Annotated in this window: 21 protein-coding genes and 1 pseudogene; 5 read left to right on the forward strand and 17 right to left on the reverse strand. The window is 33.3% G+C overall.

Translation table 11 applies throughout. The annotated features are described in order from the left end of the window. Window positions 1-443: 443 nt before the first annotated feature. Together ILT06_RS18345 and ILT06_RS18350 are read left to right on the forward strand one after the other, a co-directional pair. Window positions 444-1346: an ABC transporter permease subunit gene (locus ILT06_RS18345; RefSeq protein ID WP_000902494.1), complete on the forward strand. Its 903-nt coding sequence runs from the start codon at window positions 444-446 to the stop codon at window positions 1344-1346. Next, the gene (locus ILT06_RS18350) at window positions 1343-2362 is read left to right on the forward strand and encodes an ABC transporter permease (RefSeq protein WP_000836586.1); all 1020 of its coding nucleotides are present in this window, start codon (window positions 1343-1345) and stop codon (window positions 2360-2362) included. Before ILT06_RS18345 ends, ILT06_RS18350 begins: the two co-directional genes overlap by 4 nt. 140 nt (window positions 2363-2502) lie before the next feature. On the opposite strand, the gene adhP is transcribed toward ILT06_RS18350, so the two are convergent. The 5 genes from adhP to ILT06_RS18375 form a co-directional block, all read right to left on the reverse strand. Further along, window positions 2503-3540 (reverse strand): alcohol dehydrogenase AdhP, encoded by a 1038-nt coding sequence (gene adhP / locus ILT06_RS18355; protein WP_064477348.1) that lies wholly within the window; start codon window positions 3538-3540, stop codon window positions 2503-2505. Window positions 3541-3902: 362 nt separating this feature from the next. Further along, entirely contained in the window at window positions 3903-4757 is an 855-nt protein-coding gene (locus ILT06_RS18360) for a MurR/RpiR family transcriptional regulator (RefSeq protein WP_048563126.1), read from the reverse strand. A 192-nt stretch (window positions 4758-4949) separates the two neighbouring features. Next, entirely contained in the window at window positions 4950-5597 is a 648-nt protein-coding gene (locus ILT06_RS18365) for a response regulator (RefSeq protein ID WP_064477349.1), read from the reverse strand. A gap of 14 nt (window positions 5598-5611) precedes the next feature. Further along, window positions 5612-6730, reverse strand: a complete 1119-nt coding sequence (locus ILT06_RS18370) for a GAF domain-containing sensor histidine kinase (protein ID WP_459553592.1) — start codon at window positions 6728-6730, stop codon at window positions 5612-5614. Window positions 6731-6888: 158 nt separating this feature from the next. Further along, the gene (locus ILT06_RS18375; protein ID WP_064477351.1) at window positions 6889-7782 is read right to left on the reverse strand and encodes a mechanosensitive ion channel family protein; all 894 of its coding nucleotides are present in this window, start codon (window positions 7780-7782) and stop codon (window positions 6889-6891) included. Between the two features lie 254 nt (window positions 7783-8036). Here ILT06_RS18375 and ILT06_RS18380 point away from each other — a divergent pair, with 254 nt between their 5' ends. After that, the gene (locus ILT06_RS18380; protein ID WP_064477352.1) at window positions 8037-8486 is read left to right on the forward strand and encodes an NUDIX hydrolase; all 450 of its coding nucleotides are present in this window, start codon (window positions 8037-8039) and stop codon (window positions 8484-8486) included. 35 nt (window positions 8487-8521) lie between these two features. On the opposite strand, the gene ILT06_RS18385 is transcribed toward ILT06_RS18380, so the two are convergent. The 10 genes and pseudogenes from ILT06_RS18385 to asnB all read right to left on the reverse strand — a co-directional run bounded on the left by ILT06_RS18385 (window position 8522) and on the right by asnB (window position 17039). Then, window positions 8522-9070 (reverse strand): cysteine hydrolase family protein, encoded by a 549-nt coding sequence (locus ILT06_RS18385; protein WP_098102801.1) that lies wholly within the window; start codon window positions 9068-9070, stop codon window positions 8522-8524. Between the two features lie 114 nt (window positions 9071-9184). Beyond that, window positions 9185-9379: pseudogene (locus tag ILT06_RS18390) on the reverse strand (hypothetical protein). Between the two features lie 85 nt (window positions 9380-9464). Beyond that, entirely contained in the window at window positions 9465-9953 is a 489-nt protein-coding gene (locus ILT06_RS18395) for a hypothetical protein (RefSeq protein ID WP_064477354.1), read from the reverse strand. 259 nt (window positions 9954-10212) lie between these two features. Continuing rightward, a complete protein-coding gene (locus ILT06_RS18400) occupies window positions 10213-10860 on the reverse strand; it encodes a nitroreductase family protein (protein ID WP_064477355.1) in 648 nt (215 codons plus the stop codon). A gap of 98 nt (window positions 10861-10958) precedes the next feature. Further along, window positions 10959-11834 carry a D-amino-acid transaminase gene (gene dat / locus ILT06_RS18405; RefSeq protein ID WP_064477356.1) on the reverse strand — a complete coding sequence of 292 codons (876 nt, stop codon included), beginning with the start codon at window positions 11832-11834 and terminating at the stop codon, window positions 10959-10961. A 130-nt stretch (window positions 11835-11964) separates the two neighbouring features. After that, a complete protein-coding gene (locus tag ILT06_RS18410; protein WP_064477357.1) occupies window positions 11965-12927 on the reverse strand; it encodes an ABC transporter substrate-binding protein in 963 nt (320 codons plus the stop codon). A 138-nt stretch (window positions 12928-13065) separates the two neighbouring features. Beyond that, entirely contained in the window at window positions 13066-13920 is an 855-nt protein-coding gene (locus tag ILT06_RS18415; RefSeq protein WP_222655346.1) for a phosphatase PAP2 family protein, read from the reverse strand. Window positions 13921-14306: 386 nt separating this feature from the next. Continuing rightward, entirely contained in the window at window positions 14307-14636 is a 330-nt protein-coding gene (locus ILT06_RS18420) for a hypothetical protein (RefSeq protein ID WP_064477358.1), read from the reverse strand. 48 nt (window positions 14637-14684) lie between these two features. Further along, window positions 14685-15044, reverse strand: coding sequence for a GNAT family N-acetyltransferase (locus ILT06_RS18425; protein WP_000627500.1), 360 nt, complete (start codon window positions 15042-15044; stop codon window positions 14685-14687). Window positions 15045-15137: 93 nt separating this feature from the next. Then, window positions 15138-17039 carry an asparagine synthase (glutamine-hydrolyzing) gene (asnB, locus tag ILT06_RS18430; RefSeq protein WP_064477360.1) on the reverse strand — a complete coding sequence of 634 codons (1902 nt, stop codon included), beginning with the start codon at window positions 17037-17039 and terminating at the stop codon, window positions 15138-15140. Between the two features lie 217 nt (window positions 17040-17256). Here asnB and ILT06_RS18435 point away from each other — a divergent pair, with 217 nt between their 5' ends. Beyond that, window positions 17257-17721 (forward strand): Hsp20/alpha crystallin family protein, encoded by a 465-nt coding sequence (locus tag ILT06_RS18435; RefSeq protein ID WP_001288088.1) that lies wholly within the window; start codon window positions 17257-17259, stop codon window positions 17719-17721. Window positions 17722-17755: 34 nt separating this feature from the next. Here ILT06_RS18435 and ILT06_RS18440 read toward each other — a convergent pair whose 3' ends face one another. Then, the gene (locus ILT06_RS18440) at window positions 17756-18343 is read right to left on the reverse strand and encodes an SCO family protein (RefSeq protein ID WP_046959312.1); all 588 of its coding nucleotides are present in this window, start codon (window positions 18341-18343) and stop codon (window positions 17756-17758) included. Window positions 18344-18678: 335 nt separating this feature from the next. Here ILT06_RS18440 and ILT06_RS18445 point away from each other — a divergent pair, with 335 nt between their 5' ends. Next, window positions 18679-19653: an MBL fold metallo-hydrolase gene (locus ILT06_RS18445; protein ID WP_088046797.1), complete on the forward strand. Its 975-nt coding sequence runs from the start codon at window positions 18679-18681 to the stop codon at window positions 19651-19653. 199 nt (window positions 19654-19852) lie between these two features. Here ILT06_RS18445 and ILT06_RS18450 read toward each other — a convergent pair whose 3' ends face one another. Continuing rightward, window positions 19853-20695, reverse strand: a complete 843-nt coding sequence (locus tag ILT06_RS18450) for a DegV family protein (RefSeq protein ID WP_033657798.1) — start codon at window positions 20693-20695, stop codon at window positions 19853-19855. Between the last annotated feature and the right edge of the window lie 61 nt (window positions 20696-20756).

A 20756-nucleotide genomic window follows, 5' to 3' on the forward strand; every position in this document is an offset into this window, starting at 1 on the left:
ATTTTTTCATTAATCAAGTTTTAAAAAGAAAATTTTTTTCATCACAAAAAATAAATCCCCTCATTCCATTTCACTTACATACTAAATTTAGCTTTTCCCTGCGGTAAAGTTGCGTTCTATTCGTTGCGCAACACACTCTTTTTCTTTCATTAACAACACATATATACTCCTTCCATACATTCTACTTATTTGCATGAAAAAGGAGTTGTACAGCAACTACCTCCTCAATGGAAACTTTGTGCACTTTGCTCGTTTTTATTGTATTAAGTTCTCTCGTACTTTTCTCTTAATAGTCTTAGAGCGCGTATCCTACTATCACTTTATTAACTTGTAAATATATGTTCCATGCTATAAAATCAAATAGTATTTATATTTTTCAGAAAAATAAAACAATATTTTAGACATTATTGTATAATGTTGTAAAAAGATGTCGGAGGGATTTAATGTTACATAAAATATCTCAATTCACAATTAAGCTTTCATCCATTCTTTTATCACTGTTACTATTATTAAATTTACCTTATTTATTTATCACTCAACAAGGATTCACCTTTCAACCAATTTATTTTTTTAACCAGATCGTTACTATGTTAAAACAGGTTTTCTCACCTGAATCATTGTTGGTTATAGGATCAGACCCAAAGTTTGGTCATTTAAAAACAACACCATTATTTCCAACTGTTTTAGAACCTTACCTATATTCGTTTATTATATTATTTGTAGCCTTTTTGCTTGCGCTCTTTATCTCATCTAGCATGGCATTTTTTTATTTTTTAGCAAAAGATTATATAAAAAAATGGATAAACCGAATTGTGTTCATATTAGAAGCTGTCCCTGATATGATGATGATGATTTGTTTACAAATATTTTTCATATGGTTACTGCGGAAATTCGGGGAATTACCTGTCACCATTATTTCTTTTAATGAAAATCGAGCTTATTTACTCCCTATTTTATCTTTAGCTGTCTTACCTACATTACAAATGTTTCGGATGATGGTGTTATACATAAAAGAAGAACATGGAAAACATTACGTAGAGGTTGCATATGGAAAAGGGTTTTCATCAAGTTATATACTATGCATTCATTTATTCAAAAATATATCTATCCACTTCTTCCACCATTTAAAAACGATTTTTGTTTTCTTACTTTCTAACTTATTTATTTTAGAATTTGTTTTTAATATGCAAGGCATTATTCAATTTTTATTTAAAAAGGCGTTTATTTCACCTCCAGCTGCATTTATCATACTTGTCATGATTATCTTACCGTTTTATGCCATTTTTCAAATAATCTCTTTCATGATGAATAGATGGCAAAAGCAATTGAAAGGAGCAGCTTTATGAAATCTATTTGGAAATCAAAACGCTTTTTAATCGGCTTTACTTATTTATTCATACTTGTTTCAGCTAGTTTTATTTATAGTTGGTTCTTTAAAGATAACATCCCAAAACCTCCTCAGTTACTTTACAATGACAATAACGAATTACTTGGAAAGGCCCCCTTTCCACCATCGTTAATACCGCCTTTTGGATCTGATCGTTTTGGAGAGTCTGTTTTCTTACAAATTATAGAAGGAGCAAAATTCACTATCTTATTAGCTGTGGCAATTAGCTTCTTTCGAATTTTATTCGGAACATGTATAGGAATTCTCTTAAGTTTATATGCTCCAAAATTCAAGAGATTTTTCCAGGCATGCTCAGAAGTGTTTTACTATATTCCTACTTTATTTATCGCATTTATACTCATCACGCCCGTTAATATTGTAATCATATCAAATGCTGATAGATTAGATCCAAATATTTCATTTGCATTTTATCAAGTACTTGTACTTATTTTCGTCGCTCTGCCTACACTTTCTTTATATATATCCTCAGAGGTTGATGAATTTATGAAACAAGATTATATTTTAAGTTCACAATTACTGGGTGCTAGCCGTTTTCATATTATCAAAAAACACTTACGAGTCTTATTACTTGACCGCTTATTTGTTTTATTTATGGAACATATCGTCCAAACTCTCATACTCGTTATCCATTTAGCGTTGCTTGATATTATAATTGGTGGGATACAAATGCGTGAACTCTATGACGGAGTACTCAAACCTGTTTCTCTATCGAATGATTGGGCAGGCCTTATTGGATTAAATCGTTATGAAATGAATATTTCATGGTGGATTATTTTGTATACTCTCGTTTCATTCTTTATTACGATTCTATTTATTAAGCTTATGACAATCGGGATTCAAGATGCACTGAAAGCAAGAGATTCGCAAGTTGTAGCAATTCAAACCGTTCCAAATCATAAAAAATTTGTTAAAAGTAAAGATTCTTTTTCGTTTGTAGATAAAGTGAACCTTTAATCCTTTCTCGTTAGTCGACATTGATAGTAGTGGAATGAAAAGAAGATGATTCCTGTTGAATGCAGGGATCATCTTCTTTCTGCTGTCTAACTTTTTTACATGTCTTTAGCTAGACTCATGCTTTTTATATTTAAAGTGAATTATTTGCAATCACAATTATGCTGTTTAAAATCGATTACCATACGTCCTTGAATTCTACCTTCTTCCATTTCTTCGAATACATTTTGTACTTTATCTAGAGAACAAGTTTGAACAACCGGCACTACTTTTCCTTCTGCACCGAACATGAATGCCTCTTCTAAGTCTTTACGAGTACCGACTAGAGAACCAACTACTTCAATTCCATCTAGTACAAGTCGCGGAATGTTTAAATCCATAGTTTCTACTGGTAAACCTACTGCAACGACTTTACCACAAGCACGTACTGCATCAACTGCTGAGTTGAATGCTACTTTAGAAACGGCTGTTACTACAGCAGCATAAGCACCACCAAACTCATCTTGAACAATCTTATCAGCAGGACCTTGAGAAATTGGATTGATAGTCATATCCGCACCAACCTCTTTTGCTAACGCTAATTTATCGTCATTAATATCTACTGCAATTACCTTTGCACCAAATACGTTTTTAGCATATTGGATAGCTAGGTTACCTAATCCACCACAACCATAGATGACGATAGGTTGACCAGGTTTAATGTCTGATACTTTTATCGCTTTATATGTAGTTACGCCCGCACATGTGATTGATGATGCTTGAGCAGGATCTAATCCTTCTGGTACTTTCACCGCATAATCAGCTGTAACGATACATTGTTCTGCCATACCACCATCTACTGAATAACCAGCGTTCTTAACTTCACGGCAAAATGTTTCTCTACCTGTTACGCAATATTCACAACGTCCACAAGATTGGAACATCCATGCAATACTTACACGGTCACCTACCTTTAGTGAAGTTACATCATCAGCAATTTTCGTAACAATACCTACACCCTCATGACCAAGAATACGGCCATCTGTGTTTCCAAAATCATGATTTGCAACGTGTAAATCAGTATGACAAACCCCACAATACTCTACATCTACTAGCGCTTCACCTGAGTGTAACGGACGTAATTCCTTTTCAATAACTTCAATGTTTGCTTTACTATTTTTATTAACTACTACTGCTTTCATATGTGATCTCCCCTTTAGTGTTTTAGAATTTTAATGAGTTCATCTCACAACTTCTGTCTTCACTGGTTCGGCTAATCATTATGCCAAATTTAAGTGTTCAATCATCATTACATGTTCATCATAACATGTAATTTTAAAAGCCTATTGTTAAATATTGAACAATATTTGAATTATTAACCAAATGTTTTCTTACTATATTTGAAGGAAAACTGAAATTTCATCCATATATAAGCTTATTAGAATTCAATGTGCGGAGTATGAGACTCAATTAATAAAGATTTTTTAAAACAGGAAATTATAATCATCAAATTTTCACAAAAGACTATTGGCCAATATAAAAAGCCCTTCAACTGAAGGACTTTTTATATTCGTTTCATCGAAATTGTTTCACGTATACTTTGTAAATTTTGCAACGTCTCTTCTTGGCGTTGTAACGATAACCCAACGTACAAAGTATCTAATAAACTTAACTGTGCTAATCTTGATGAACTTGCTTCTGTGCGGAATTCCGTCTCACGTGTTGAAGTATATAATGTAATATCAGCAAGTTGACTTAATGCTGATTTCTGATAGCTCGTAATTGCAATAATGCTAGCACCCCTTGCTTTTGCTACTTCTAACGCTTCCAGTAACCCTTTATTGCTACCAGAATGAGAAATTGCAATGACCACTGCTTCTTTAGTAAGTAAACCCGCACCCATAATTTGAAAATGTGAATCTGTATGAGCAATACAAGAAATACCCGTTCTCATAAATTTATGATATGCATCCATCGCAATAATACCAGAACCACCATTTCCATAAAACTCAATACGACTTGCGTCTTGTAATACCTTTACGGCTTGCTCTAGCGCTGTATCATTTAGCAAATGTAATGTATCTTGCAGTCCTGTAATATGCGAATGAAAAACTTTTTTAGCAACAGTTACCATACTATCTTCCGCCGATACTTCTTCATGAATATTTTGCATCGGAGTATGTACAATTTCACGAGCTAATGTAATCTTTAAATCTTGAAAACCTTGAAAACCAAGGTGCTTACATAAGCGGAATATCGTAGCTTCAGAACTATTCGTAACTTCAGCTAATTCTGTAATAGATTTATGTACAACATCTTGTGGATGTTTCAATATATGTTCGGCAATACTTCGCAATTTCGGTGATAAACCGTTTAACGAAGCCTGAATCTTACCAATCCCACTTCTTGTACCTGGCATAGCATATCTTCCCCTTCCATCGTAGCTTTATTGTACCTAATTATCGAAAGAAGAAAAACCTTTATTTGGCACTACTATAAATTGAAACTTTAATCAGTGAGAGTATTGTACATCTCCCACTGATTATAAGCCCGCAAATAGCTTGATAAATTTTAAATACTCCTATGTATTCTGTCGTTACATGGTACATAATTATTCATATTTATTATTTCCTCCATGCTTCACCGCATATAATGCAGCTTGCGTACGATCATCTACTTCCAATTTAGCTAAAACATTTGAAACATGTGTTTTCACAGTCTGTTCTGTAATATGAAGCTCTGCTGCAATTTCTTTATTACTTCGCCCTTTCGCGATTTCACGAAGTACTTCTTGCTCTCTTTTCGTTAACATGGAAAAAGGGTTTTCTTTTTCTTTCTTTTCTGCTGACCGTCCTAATAGTGCCGGTGTTACTTTCGGATGAAAATTCGCATTTCCTTGATGTACTGCAATGATAGAAGCAACAAGTTGCTCAGGTTGTACTTCTTTTAATTGATAACCATCTGCTCCAGCTTCTAGTGCTGGTAAAACATAGTCTTGTTCTGAAAAACTGCTTAATATAAGTATCTTTATTGTTTCATCATATTTTTTTATCCGTTTTGTTGCTTCTATACCATCCATCTTCGGCATTGATAGATCCATTAATACTACATCTGGTCTTTCCGTTTGAATGAATGTTAATGCCTCTTCACCATTTTCTGCTTCCCCAACTATTTCAAATTCTTCTCTCGTTTTTAAAAAGAATACAAGTCCTCTTCGAACGATATGATGATCCTCAACTAGTAGTAATTTAATCTTCAATCTTCTTCTCCCCTTTAAACCGGCAATTGAATTTCAATTTTCGTACCCTTTTTCAGCTCAGTTTTTATTTGAAATGATCCCCTCATTAACTGAATACGTTCCTTCATACTTTTTAAACCGAGCGCTGACTCTCTTACGTGATCTTGTATAAATCCTATTCCGTTATCCTCTATGTAAAAATACAACTGATTATTTTCTATTTTCAAAAGAATATTTACTTTTTCACATAAAGCGTGTTTTTTACAATTATGTATTGCTTCTTGACTAATACGCCATAAAACTTCTTCTATTTCATCTCCAATTGAAACCATTCCATCAATTCGAACTTCCACGTGAATCCCTAACAACTTACCATAATTTTTAATCGCCTCTGCTAAACCTTTCTCTAATCCTTCCGGTCTTAATTGCCAAATTAAAAGTGTCATTTCTTGTAATGCTTCCTGTGATAATTCTCCAATATAGCTCAACATCTCTTGCAAGTCTCTATCTTGCGTCATATTTAAAGTACCTTTTGCTGTTAGCATAATAGAAAATAACAATTGTTTTACTGAATCATGTAAATCACGAGCTAATCGATTTCTTTCAGCTACCACTACATATTTACGTTCTTTCTCCACTAACTGAATACGTTGTATTGTCGTTCCTATTTGAAATGCAATCGATTCTAATAATGCTAATTCTTCCTCTGAAAAATGTGTTTTTTGAGGCGAGGCCACATTTAATAGACCAAATTTCTCCGATCCAGACCTAAGGGGAATTGTCGCATGATGCGTAACATCTTCGGTCTCTCCCCAATTACATTCAATCGCATCCTCTATTCGCTTACATTCAATAATATTTGTCGCTTTTTCCAATCTGCCATTCACAAAGCGCTCTACACACCAACAGTCTCCTTCACACATTGGCTTCTTCTCTTGCCACGTAAGAGCTGGCGGTAAGTTTTCATCTACAAGCATACGTTGCTTTCCACTTTCATCAATAAAAAAAATCCACCCTGTTTGTAAATTCATAACTTGTAACAATGTATGTAACACTTTTTCTAACATGTCTTGTAAGTCTGTTGCTTCATTTAATAATTCTGCAATTGCTTTTAATGCTTCTAAACGATACATCTCTTTTTCTTCAAAGTTCATTTTCATCACCATCTATCATTATAACATTAAGAAATTTCTAAATTCTACAAATAAAGAAAGAACTGAATTCCTTCAGTTCTTTCTTTATTTTAATCATTTTATTATTGTTTTTCTATCCAATGTTGGAAGCTAGATTTTTGTTAACAAACTATTCTATTTTAGCTGTCCGATAAAGATTGTCCACCATGGGCATGCTGTATACTTTCAGTAGTAATGAACATATTTGCTGATGGCATTTGCACTTGATTCTTATGGAACATAGACATTAATTCAAATCTTACTTGTCTAGAAATTTCAAAATAATCTTCCGGCTTTATTAAACCTGTAATACAAAATTCATATCCAACGTATTTAAGATTCGGATTTAAATCTGTAACACCAACGTATTTAAACGGTTCCACAGCTTCATCTTCTACTTTATAAAGATTTGGAGCGAATTTTTCATTGCAGTTAACACAAACTTCTTCTAACAATTCCTTAACTCTTGTAGGGTCTTCCTGATAGCTTACCGTAATCCGTTCAATTACGCGCATCCATCCTTTATTAAAATTTTGTATCGTCCTAATCTCTCCGTGTGGTATCGTAAGGAGTTTTCCTGACCATTCACGAATTTGCATAAAACGAATACTAATTTCCTCAATTGTTCCTGAATTTGTTCCGTTAAAAGTAACAAAATCGCCAACACGAAACTCTTTGTCCGCTAATCTCGCAAAGCCTAATATAACATCTTTTAACATCTGTTGTGCAGCAAAACCAATAACAACTCCCGCTATCCCTGCACCTGCAATGATACTTTTTATATCTACAAATTGGCTAATTAAATATATGATTAGACTGATGATAATGATATATCTAAAAATAGATCGAATCACACTTTGAATCGTTTGCTCTACCTCTTCATCAAAAAAGCTTGATTTCCTAAAAAACCAATCAATAATTCGGTTGATTACAAAAGAGATAATGATTAAAACTAAAGCAAATAGTAAAAATCTTAAAAGTAAAAACTCTCTTACATAATTAAAAAATTCTTCAGTATACGTTAATACACTCATCCATCCACACCCTTAACTAATGAAAATTTCATGAAAAACTAATTTATTGTCATACCTTTTGATTTCCTTAAAACTTGTTACACTTTCTTCTATAAATATACCCTTTTTTATTATCTAAAGGGAGATAACAATAGAATTTTTTATAAATGCCTTTATGTTAAGACCTCAATACTTACCTAAACAAAAAGGGGAATATTAACACAACGCCGAATTGTTCATTTGAAAATATTTTGACTCGCGGAGGTTAACTAACAATGGGCTATATCGAAGAACTAAGAGAAATTATTGGATCAAGACCACTCAATCTAGCTGGCGTTGCTGTAGCTGTTTTCAATGAACAAGGACAAATATTACTACAACAAAGGCGAAATGGTGTTTGGGGTGTTCCCGGTGGATTTGTTGAACTTGGTGAATCAACAGAAGAAGCCGGAAGACGTGAAGTTCTTGAAGAAACAGGGATTGAAATAGGAACTTTACAGTTAATACATGTATTTTCCGGAAAAGAATTTTTTGTGAAATTACCGAACGGAGATGAATTTTACCCTATAACAATCGCATACCTTTGCAAAAATATTACAGGTGGTACGTTAAAAGCTGATGGGTTTGAATCATTGCATGTACAATTTTTTAATTTAAATGGATTACCAGAAAAAATTAGTCCATTCATAAAAAAACTAATCGAGCAAAACGTCGTCACAATTTAAACGAAAAAAGAGACCTTTTTAAAGGCCTCTTTTTTTCACTTCACTTCTGCATGTAAGCATGACTTAAAATGTCCAAGTGCAAATTCATGTCCTTGCGCATTAAAAGATGCAACTGCCTTTTTATAAACTACGATTTTAAATCCTTTATTATAAGCGTCTACTGCTGTGTGAAGAACACAAATATCAGTACAAACACCTACAAGATGAACTTCTTCTATTCCTCTTTCTCGTAACTTCATTTCTAAGTCTGTTCCTGCAAATGCACTATATCGTGTTTTATCCATATAATATACATTCTCTGCATTTTTATATGTTTCGTACACTTCTTGTAATTCACCAAACAAATCTCTCCCATTTGTACCAGCTATGTTATGAGGCGGGAATAACTTTGATTCTGGATGGTATACATCGTTTTCTTCGTGTTTATCAATCGCAAAGACAACGTAATCTCCATTTTCAATATATTGCTTCGTTATATGGACAATTTCCTTCTCAATTTCTTGTCCTGGTTTCCCGCATGTTAAAGCACCTTTTTCAGCTACAAAATCATATGTATAATCAATATTAATAAGCGCTCGTTTCATAACTACTATCTCCCCTTCTTCTGTTTCACAGTAAACAATAGAAAATTTGTTATTACGACATCGTATGTACTATTCGACATTTCAAATGAAACACCTACATATTTCCCTCAAAACTTACTTTAATCTGAGTTTATCATATGATAGATAAACAATGGTAAAACAAATAGCTCCTTTTAACAAATCATGAATTTGTTAATTGAGCGTAATTTGAATTACTTCTTGTATCGTAAACCAAATTAATGACATCGTTATACGAATAAAGACGATACAAATACACCGATTCACATCTTCAGCCTCTTTCTCTGTCATAGTAGAAACAAGTGATTTACTATGACATCCTCTAATATAAACAAAAAAGTACACTACTTTTTGAGTAATGTACTTTTTATTCTTCTTATGACGCTGGTTTTGTTTCAAATGTTGCTTGATTTAAACTAATAACCTTTCCTTTTGGGTCATTGTTTTCATACTGAACTGCAGTAATCGTATGACTACCTGTCTCAAGCGTCTTTTCTTTTAATTGTACTGTTGTCTGTGTTGTACTAGTGACTTGATGTTTATCTGCATACACTTGGTCTACAAATATAAATGTTTCTTTATCGTTTTGAAAATTAGAAAGCTCTAATTCAACTTGCTGAATTAAAGTATCCTTTTTGATGAATACAGCCGGTATATTACCATTCTCAGAAGTGCCATCTGGTGTAATGACTTTTACTTTTCCTTCTCCGACTGGCACTGCTCCTTCAGGAAATACAACTATATTCTCATTACTTGCGTTTACAACTTTTTCTTCCTGCTTTGGTTGTGTACCCTCTTTTTCCTGCGGAGCACCGCAACCAACTAATAACAATACAGACAATCCAGTGATTATGAATTTTTTCAAAATTCATCCCCCCTGTCATTTCATTATAATTTATTATACAAAAATAACTTTTAAATTTTAAGACTACTTTTTACACTTTCATGAACAAATAGAATATTGCTCACGATTAATGTATCATACTTTCCTTAATAGAACATTAATTTTTTTTATGAAATAAATAGTAATTCCCTCTTATCTATCATTTTAGCCCAACAGATGAATTACATACCTGTCCAAAATAAAAAGACATTGTTCATTCAATGTCTTTTTATTTTGGGCTTTAAAAAACAAATGTTGTAATCTCATCTACTTCTTTCCTTGGAAGTTTCTTCGGCTTATCTTTTGGAAAACCGAGTGAAATAACCATATTTATTTGTTTTTCAGGCTCAATTTGTAAATATTGTCGTAGTTCATCTTGAGCTAACAATACCGGTCCTGTCATCGGGCAAGTACCAAGCCCCTTCGCATATGCAGCCAACATTAAGTTTTGTGCCGCTAAACAGCTACTCTTAATTCCTTCTTCTTCCCAAACTGAATCTGGAACAAAAGCAATTGGATCAAAAATCTTTTCACGAAACTTTGATTCATATGGTGTTGCCAAACATACGATTAATACTGGCGCCTCCGAGAAAGCTGTTGCATATGGTCCGAAAGAACGTGTAAGTAATTTCCCTGCTTTCTCTTCTCCGTTTTCTGCCGCTTTTGCCGCAAGTTTATGTAATGCATCCCATGTCATTTGTTCAATTTCTTTAATTTTCTCTCGGTTCATAATGACCAAGAATTCCCAAGTTTGTGAGTTTGTATCACTCGGTGCATAACGAGCACAATCAATAATTTCTTTTATATCACTAGTGGATACTTCTTGTTCTGTGAACTTCCTAACACTTCGTCTACCGTGAATTACTTCTTTAAAATCTTCATAATTCATACATTAAATCCCCTTTTTACAGCGTTTTCAAATCTGGTCCTATGCTTGAATTATATCATGAAAAAAAGCTGGAGGAATACCAGCTTTTTTCTTCAATATTAGTTCGTAACTTTAAACAAACGAATACTTTCTTCATATGCAACTTGGAGTTTCTTTGTAATCGATCCTCTTTCGCCGGTTCTAAACTGTTCATCACCTATTTGAACGACTGGGAATATTTCAAGTGGTGTCGCTGTAAAGAAGCACTCATCAGCCTCATATACTTCTTGTAGTGAAAATTCTCGTTCTTCTACTTCAATATGTAACTCTTTCGCTAATGTAATAACGAAGTGACGTGTAATGCCGTGTAGAATGAAATTGTCAGCCGGATGTGTAATCAATTTATTATTCTTCACCATAAAGAAATTTGAATGACACCCTTCAGTTACAATTCCATCTCGTACTAATATCGCTTCTTGATAGCCTTGTTCGTTTATTTTATTTTTAATCATAATATTAGGTAGCAGATTTAAAGATTTTATATGACAGAACTTCCATCTTATATCCTCTTCTACAGTAACTTTTACTCCTCGTTCCATAGCAGCAATTGGTCTTGGAAACGAAACAATATTTGCAAAATATGTTGGTTGCATATTTGACTCATATACATGATTACGTGCTTGAGCACCTCTTGATATTTGCAAATATACATTCCCATCTTCTTGAAATTGATTTTTTTCAATCATTTGATGCAACTCTTCCACTAACTCCTTCTTAGTAAAAGGTGGAATTAGTTTTATTTCTTCCATAGAATTAAAGAATCGTTCCAAATGTAGATCTAATAAATGTGGCTTCCCATCATATAGTCTGAATACCTCGTATATACCATCACCAAATTGAAAGCCTCTCTCCTCCAATGGAATCATCGGCTGTTCTTCCTTCGTATTTACAATTCTTCCATTAAACAAAATCCAATCTTTATGAGTAGCTTTCATTCATTCCCACTCCTTTATTCCAGAATTGGTTTAATTGTACAACTTATCCACGCTCAAAAGAAGGAATTTTCTGTATTTTATAATAAAAAAAGTACATCACTCATTTACAGTGATGTACTTGACCATTTATTTACTTTAGAAAATATTTTTCAATATCATCTAACATAAGGTTTGCAGCTACAATACCACCTGCTGTATTCCAAATCACTTCATCTACTTGGAATACTTTATTATCTTTAGAAGCCTGTAACTGCTTAAAGAGCGGATCTTCTATCCATTCTTTCGCTAACGTGTTTCCTTCATTATTCTTATCCGCATCTTTATCAGATGTGAAATAGAATAAATAGTCCCCGTCCATATTTGGAATTTGTTCTTTTGTAATTCCTTTTATCGCAAATTCATCTTTATCTTGTAGTGGTGGTCGTTTAAATCCAATATCATTTAATACAACGCCTGAGAATGAATTTTTTTGATAAATACGAACATCACCTGGGACGAAGCGAATAATTGAAACTTTAGAGTTAATTTTATCACCTAATTGTTCTTTTATTCCTGCAATACGCTTTTTATAATCATTAAGAGCATTTTGTCCTTCTTTTTCTTTATTTACAGCTTTTGTATAAAGCGTAAAGTTTTCTTTCCAATCACCGCGCAATGTTTCAGCATATACTGTTGGCGCGATTTCTTTTAACTGCTCGTATATTTTTTCGTGACGCATTTTATTTCCGATAATTAAATCCGGCTTAAGCTTCATTACTGCCTCTAAATTAATGTCACGCTCTGTTCCTACTACTTTCGTATTTTTTAACTCTTTCGCTAAATGAGAATACCATTCATCACCAGCTCGTGGTTTTGTAGTTCCAACTGGCGTTACTCCAACACTTAAAAGTGCCTCAGCACCCTCATTTGTTAAAACAACAACTCTTTTTGGCGTACCATTTACTGTCGTTTCGCCCATTGCATGTTTTATCGTATATGAATCTTTTGCTTTAGCTGATGTATCATTTTCTTTCTTCTCTTCTTTACTACATCCTGCAATTATGATCGTTAGTAACATAATGCAAAATATAAACATATTTTTAGTGCGTGTCATAAGTCCTCCTAGTTGAAATTGATTATCATTTACATTTTAAAGAGTAATGTATATCTCATACATTGTCAATAGATATATCAGAAAACTTTTTTAATATATATAATTCAGACCTCATCTTTATTCAAAATACTTCTTTACTTATTTGCTACTCACATTTTTTAACCGTAGCATATAAAAAATAAATGGACATAAGAAAGTAATTGTAATTCCAATCAATGCATAACGTACATAATACATATCAGGTATTACTTTTTTTAGTATAAACTGCATTATTAGCATGACACTAAGGCCTAATACTGTTTTTATCACTTGCATTTTTAAATTATTATTTTCATTCATTTTAATAAAATGATTTTCTAATATTATACCAATCGTAGAACCTGTCACAACTCCAAGTAACTTTAAATTATCTATTTGGTCTGTTATAAAATACATAATGAGTGAAACTGCCAATACAATTCGTTGTAACAATATAAATTTCCTATCACTTAATTCCCCTGTTACTTTCGTATATAAATAAACAACTATGACACTAATTAAAACGGCACTTATTATATCACTGAGCCAATGTACACGTAAATATAGACGGGAAGTAGCAACCAATATTATAAAAATAATTCCAATGACCCAAATGATTTTCTTTTTACATAAAATCATGAATGAGCTCCAAAATGTTGCAGCTAACTGGACGTGTGTACTTGGAAAAGAATAACCTGCTGCTGATTTTTCATATAAAGCTTGAATTCCCTCGTATGTATACGGTCGTGGGATTTTCATGAACTCCTTTACCACTATCCCCATATAACCAGAGAAGCAAAGCATAACAATCATATGAAACGCTTTTCTTTTAGAAACGCACCAATATAAAATCGAAATAATAACTAAATACAACGTCTCATTTGCAATACTAGATACAAGTTTAAAAAATGTTGTAGGCACACTTCCCTCCAGACTGGTCATCCACTCAAGAAATAACATATCAATATTAAACATACAAAAACGATACCTCCTAAAAAACACCTTCTACTATTTGTTAGCACTTAAGATAAACTAGTTGATTCACATTTCAAATTTATTCACCTACTTACGTTATAGATCAAGAATATATAGTATCACATACTAATAATAGATAATATGTTAAATCATCTAATCATTTTTATAAATTCTAGTGGGATTTTGAGCTTTATATACAAAAACATATACATCTTGTTATCCCATTACTTATATTTCATTTCAGATTGCATCCATCGCACTTCGTATTTGTGTGTGTTATTGATATATGGAACTACAATTAGAAAAATATAACTTTCAAAGCCCGTGCCCATCATTATGTATAAGTAACACATAAGGCCATTACAATTACAAATAAAAAAACCGCCTTATGTAAGGCGGTTTCTATCATTGTGCTTTAACCAATTTAAAATAAATATATACGATTGATAGTGAATATAACGTATGCAAAATAAAAGAAATAAAAGGGCTATTCCAGTGCTACTATACAGCAAACCGAACTTTAAAAAAACATTTAAAAGTGGCGGAAAGTTCGTTATGTTTTGTAATGTAATAAGCATACAAAATAAAAGGAAAAACACAGGGGCATATTGTAATTCATACGGCTTTCTCTTCTTATTCATTCTTTTTCGAATGAACATATGGATTAGCTCTGCTACTAGAAAACACCCTCCAATTAATAAAAGACCAGAAGTCATCGTCATACATCCACCTGCCTTATATTTATCCTGCATAACTACTCATCGTTATATTTTCTTCACATATATTCCATCTTCTTCATTAAAACCAAAGCTCTCTATGAAAGATTTTGCTTGTTCTGTTAATTCCGTTTGCAGTACCTTTATCTCTTTCACATTTCTTTCTTTCATCATTGCTTCAAATGTAAAATACGTATTTGTCCCATAACCGTAACTTTGATAATCAAAGTGAATAATTAACTGAGATAAAACCGCACTCTCCTCTTGAACACGATAATCTATTACACCAATATATGTATCATCAACTTTCACACAATACTGTACCTGATTCTCACTTAAACTATGTGAGCGAAACATTTCTTTAACAACGTTTTCATTTTCTACATTTACTTTTTCAAACGTAATCATATGTTGTCCATCCTTTTACTATTATTGTATCAATAATTCGTTCCATTTATGAAAAAAACCTTAAGATCAAATGCGATCTTAAGGTTTTTCTAATTAAACTAAGCTATACGCACGTTTCGTTTCTTCGTGGAACTTATTCGTATCGTATTTATGCTCAACATAAATTTGATGCCATACCATAAACGCAAGTACAGTCCAAATTTTACGGCTATAATCGCCTTTATCTGCACAATGTGCTTCCAGTAAGTTTAATACATACTGTTTGTCGATTAAATGCTCTGTTTTACTCTCGTTTATAATATTGATAGCCCAATCATGCATTTCGTCTTTTAACCAGTGACGAATTGGTACTGGGAATCCAAGTTTTTTACGATCTAATACGTGATCTGGAACGATTCCGCGTGCTGCTTCACGTAAAATAGCTTTCGTAGTTCCGTTAGCAATCTTAAATTCAGTTGGAATTTTAGATGCAACATCGAATACTTCTTTATCTAAGAACGGTACACGAAGTTCTAATGAGTTTGCCATTGTCATTTTATCAGCTTTTAATAAAATGTCACCGCGTAACCATGTGAACATGTCAATGTACTGCATTTTGCTTACATCATCATAATCTTTAATTTCGTTATACAATGGTTTCGTGATATCCATATAGTTAACACTTTCATTGTAATACTTCATTAATTCAACTTTCTCTTCTTCACGGAAGATTTTCGCGTTTCCATAGTAACGCTCTTCAATCGGCGTACATCCACGCTCTAGGAAGCTCTTTCCTTTAAAGCCTTCTTTAAGAGCACCACTTAATGCTTTTAGAACGCTCTTACCTGGGCTAGGAATGTAAGAGAACATTTTTAGTGAGTTTGGCTCACGATAAATGTTATAACCGCCAAATAGCTCGTCTGCACCTTCACCTGAAAGAACAACTGTTACATGCTTACGTGCTTCTTTTGCAACGAAGTACAATGGTACAGCTGCTGGATCTGCTAAAGGATCATCCATATGCCAAATGATTTTTGGGAACTCATCCATAAACTCTTTCGCTGAAATGAATACGTTATGGTTTTTAACGCCTAATTTCTCAGCAGTTTCTTTGGCAACATCAACTTCACTGAAACCACGTTGTTCAAAACCAATAGAGAATGTTAAAAGATTTGGATTCATTTCTCTTGCGATAGAAGCGATAATAGATGAATCGATACCACCAGATAAGAATGAACCTACTGGTACATCACTGCGCATATGCACTTTTACTGAATCATATAACACATCACGAATTGCTTGGATATGCTCCTCTTTCGTTGCGCTTGAAGCATTGAAATAAGGTTTCCAGTAGCGATGGATTTTCATCTCTTTACCGATTTCTTTTACGAAATAATGACCAGGCTCGATTTTATTAACATCAATTGTTAATGTTTCTGGCTCTGGACCATATTGGTACGTAAAGTAATGTTGTAGTGACGTTGGATTAACGCCTTTATCTTCCATCACATGCATAATACTTTTCTTCTCAGATGCGAAGAATGTAGTATCACCTTGTTGTGCGACGTATAAAGGTTTAATACCGAAGTGGTCACGTGCACCGAAAAGTTTCTTCTCTTCACGATCCCAAATCATAAATGCAAACATACCACGAAGATAGTCTACACATTTTTCTTTCATATGTGCATACAATGCAATGATAACTTCTGTATCTGATTGTGTTGCAAACGTTGCACCTTTTTCAAGTAACATTTCACGTAATTCTACATAATTGTAAATTTCACCATTAAAAATAATTACATATCGATCATTTTCATAAGTTAGCGGCTGATGTCCTGCCTCTAAGTCAATGATGCTTAAACGGCGGAAGCCAAATTGTACATGTTCATCACGAAAATATCCTTCGTCATCTGGACCGCGGTGGAAAATCATCGTGTTCATATTTTCAAATTGATGTTTTTCTGTTTCTGAAAACTCTCTAGGGTTTTCACATAAACATCCTACAAAACCACACATACTTCTTACCCTCTTTCAGTTTTCATTCTGTCTATATACTACTATATCAACCCTATTTATACTAGCATAATCAATTGAATATGGCGACCAAAAACTATAAAAAAATCACTCCATTTCACATTTTTAACAATTTTTTATGAAAACATGAAAACTAGGCAATCACCTTTCTCCGCTTTTGTCATATGATATTGCAAATTGATTTCTAGGAGGGAATACCATGAGTGAAGAAAAAAAAGACTCTTCTCGCCCACCGGTTCGCAATTATTTAAAGCAAATTGATGATTTCTTCGAGCAAACACCACTTCGCAATGTAATCGCTGATTTAAATCATTTTTTCCAAAAAGGAAATCGTTTATTAACATTCCCCGTAGATTTATATGAAGTTGGTGAAGAACTCGTTGTTACAGCTGAGCTACCAGGTATACAAAAAGAACAAATTCAAATTGAAATACAAAGTGAATACTTAAAAGTCTCTGTAAAAGAAGAGATACTTGAAGAGGTCGAGGAAGAAACATCTCATAACTATTATCGCCGAGAACGTTCCATTTCAGAAGCATCAAGATTGATTAAATTACCGTACTCAATTAATAAAAAAGCAGCGAAAGCTTCGTATCAAAACGGCGTGTTAGAAATTCGGGCACCAAAACTTCCACAACAACATGACATTTTATCCATAGACTAATGTAAAAAAAGAAGGGTGCTGTGCACCCTTCTTTTTAATCCACTAATCTCTTCATATCACGTATAATGTCTTCGTACGGCGTATTACTAATACCACTATACTTTTTCATTACTTTTCCGTTTTGATCAATTAAATAAAATGATGTACCATGTATAACTTGACCATCCTCAGGTTTATCTACAAGTGATTGGAAATTATCTTTTGAAAACTTTGTAATATCTTCTAATGAATAACCCGTTAATAAATTCCAGTTACTAGTATCCTCTGTAAACTTTTGAATGAAAGCCTTCAAATTCTCCGGCTTATCAAGGTCTGGATCTACACTAAACGAAACAAACTGAACGTCTAATTTCTCTTCTTTTGCCATTTTTTGCAGTTTTGCCATATTAGCAGTCATTGGCGGACAAACTGTTTGGCAATTTGTGAACATAAAATCAGCAACCCAAACTTTCCCTTTTAAATCTTTTGTACCAAATGACTTTCCATCTTGATTTGTAAATTGGAAAGTTTCTAAATCCCAATTCAATGGTTTACGAAGCTTTGAACCCGATCCACTACATCCAGCAAGTACAAAGAGACAAAATACAACCATAAGACCAATTATTTTTTGATAACGCTTCATTTATAAACCTCTTTTCTCTATCCTAAATTTAAATAGGTTATGTTTATCATAACAAAAGTTAACACTACGAGAAAATTGTTTACTACATTTGTTCACGAAATCGTACGAATTTACGTATGTTACTTCTTTATTTCAAGCTAATTACTAGACAAAATTTATTTTTTTACTATTATTTCTCTAAATAGAAGTTGCAAAACTAATTTTATTGTTACTTTTGTAAACGCATCCCCCTATTTTTTAACAATTCCTTAAACATTCATCCATGTTATACACTGTATTCCTTAACAACATTTCGGTACAATACAATTACAACGATTTTAAATGAGGTGATGTTCATGACAAAACGTTATGAAAACATGGATAATGTGAGTACAAAAAAATCAATTCGTTCCTTTATACGTTGGCGAAAAGAACGAAAACAAAATAAAAAGGATTTTTCTTTTTTAGTAGAACAATCACCTGTTAAACAAAGTAAATTCCTACAAAACAACTTTGAAAAGACGACTGTAACTTGGATTGGTCATTCCACATTCCTTATCCAAACGAATGGGCTAAATATATTAACAGATCCAGTATGGGCTACTAAATTAAAATTAGTTCCAAGACTTACTGAACCTGGTCTTTCTATACAAGAACTACCTAAAATTGATATTGTCCTCATTTCACACGGTCATTATGATCATTTAGATTTTTCAACGCTTCGCCAGCTAAATGATGATGTTTTATACCTTGTACCTATTGGACTGAAAAAACTATTTACTCGCAAAAAATTTACTCGTGTGGAAGAGCATAATTGGTGGGAAAATACAATCATTAATGATGTTTCCTTTCACTTCGTACCGGCCCAACACTGGACGAGAAGATCCTTATTTGATATGAATACATCTCACTGGGGTGGATGGATTATTAGCAATGAAACAACGAAAGAAACCATTTATTTTTGTGGTGACAGTGGATATTTCCAAGGTTTCAAAGAAATTGGCAAACGCTTTTCAATTGATATTGCCCTTATGCCAATTGGCGCTTATGAACCAGAATGGTTTATGAAAGTATCTCATGTTTCACCTGAAGAGGCAGTGCAAGCTTATTTAGATTTAAACGCTACACACTTTATACCGATGCATTACGGAGCCTTTGCCCTCGCCGATGAAACACCCCGCGAGGCAGTAACAAAGCTCCGAAATAATTGGAATTTACGTATGTTACCGTGGGAACAACTGCATGTACTCTTTTTAGGCCAAACTTTTACTTATAATAGCGCAACAAACGATAAGCAAGTAAATGAAAAAATTGAAACATTACACGTATAACGTAACTACTTATTTTCTATATCCAACATATACTATAGAAAATCATAAAGTAAAACTTTAATCAGTGGGTGTTTTCTATGAATGAATATTTACAGACTCGCTATATCATTAGCGGGAGTGCCTGTATAACCCTTCTTATTTCTTACTTTCTATTCACATAAAAAAGCTACTTGAAAATTCATTTCAAGTAGCTTTTTTATTACTCTGCTAAATACATAAATCCGATCGCACCCGGACCTGTATGAGTACTAATAATAGGCGTTGTAAAGAAAATTTCTGATTGAGCAAATCCACTCACTTTTTCAACAGCCGCTTTTACATTTTCAGCTAAAGGAATTGCTTTCGCGTGTGGAATTGCAACAGCTTTTACAACTTTTCCAGCTGTATCTTCCTCAAATAACTTAGCTAACGTTTTTACAATTTGACCTTGGCTACGCACTTTCGTAACAGGGTTATAAACACCATCTTCAAGGCTAGCAATTGGCTTTATATTAAGTAGCGAACCGATAAACGCTTTTCCTTTACCGATACGCCCACCCTTCACTAAATTTTCTAATGTATCTACTACTACATATAAACGAGTATTCTTTCTCACTTCATCTACACGTTTTAAAATTTCTTCTAGTGAGCGTCCTTCATTTGCCATTTTCGCAGCTTCTATTACTTGATATGCTAAAGCATGTGTAATAAATTGAGAATCAACAACTGTTACTTTTGTGTCGGTCATTGATGCAGCACTATTGGCAGTTGCCACAGTACCACTCATTCCACTTGTCATATGAATGGAAAGTACTTCACTTCCATCTTCACCTAACTTGTCATACATTTCTACAAATGTACCCATTGCCGGTTGTGATGTTTTTGGTAATTCCTCTGATTTAATCATTTCTTCAATAAATTCATCAGGTTGTAAATCAACGCGATCTAAATATGTTTGTCCATTTACAGAGATTGATAATGGTAGCACATGAATGCCATACTTTTCGATTACATCCTGCGTTAAATCCGCAGTTGAATCTGTTACAATTTTAATTTTTTGCATATTATATTCTTCCCTTTCCAATACGCTCTCCTTGTTATTATACTAGCATTCCCTGTGCTTT

It is taken from the genome of Bacillus sp. 17RED48 (assembly GCF_019837545.1).
GTDB lineage: Bacteria > Bacillota > Bacilli > Bacillales > Bacillaceae_G > Bacillus_A > Bacillus_A wiedmannii.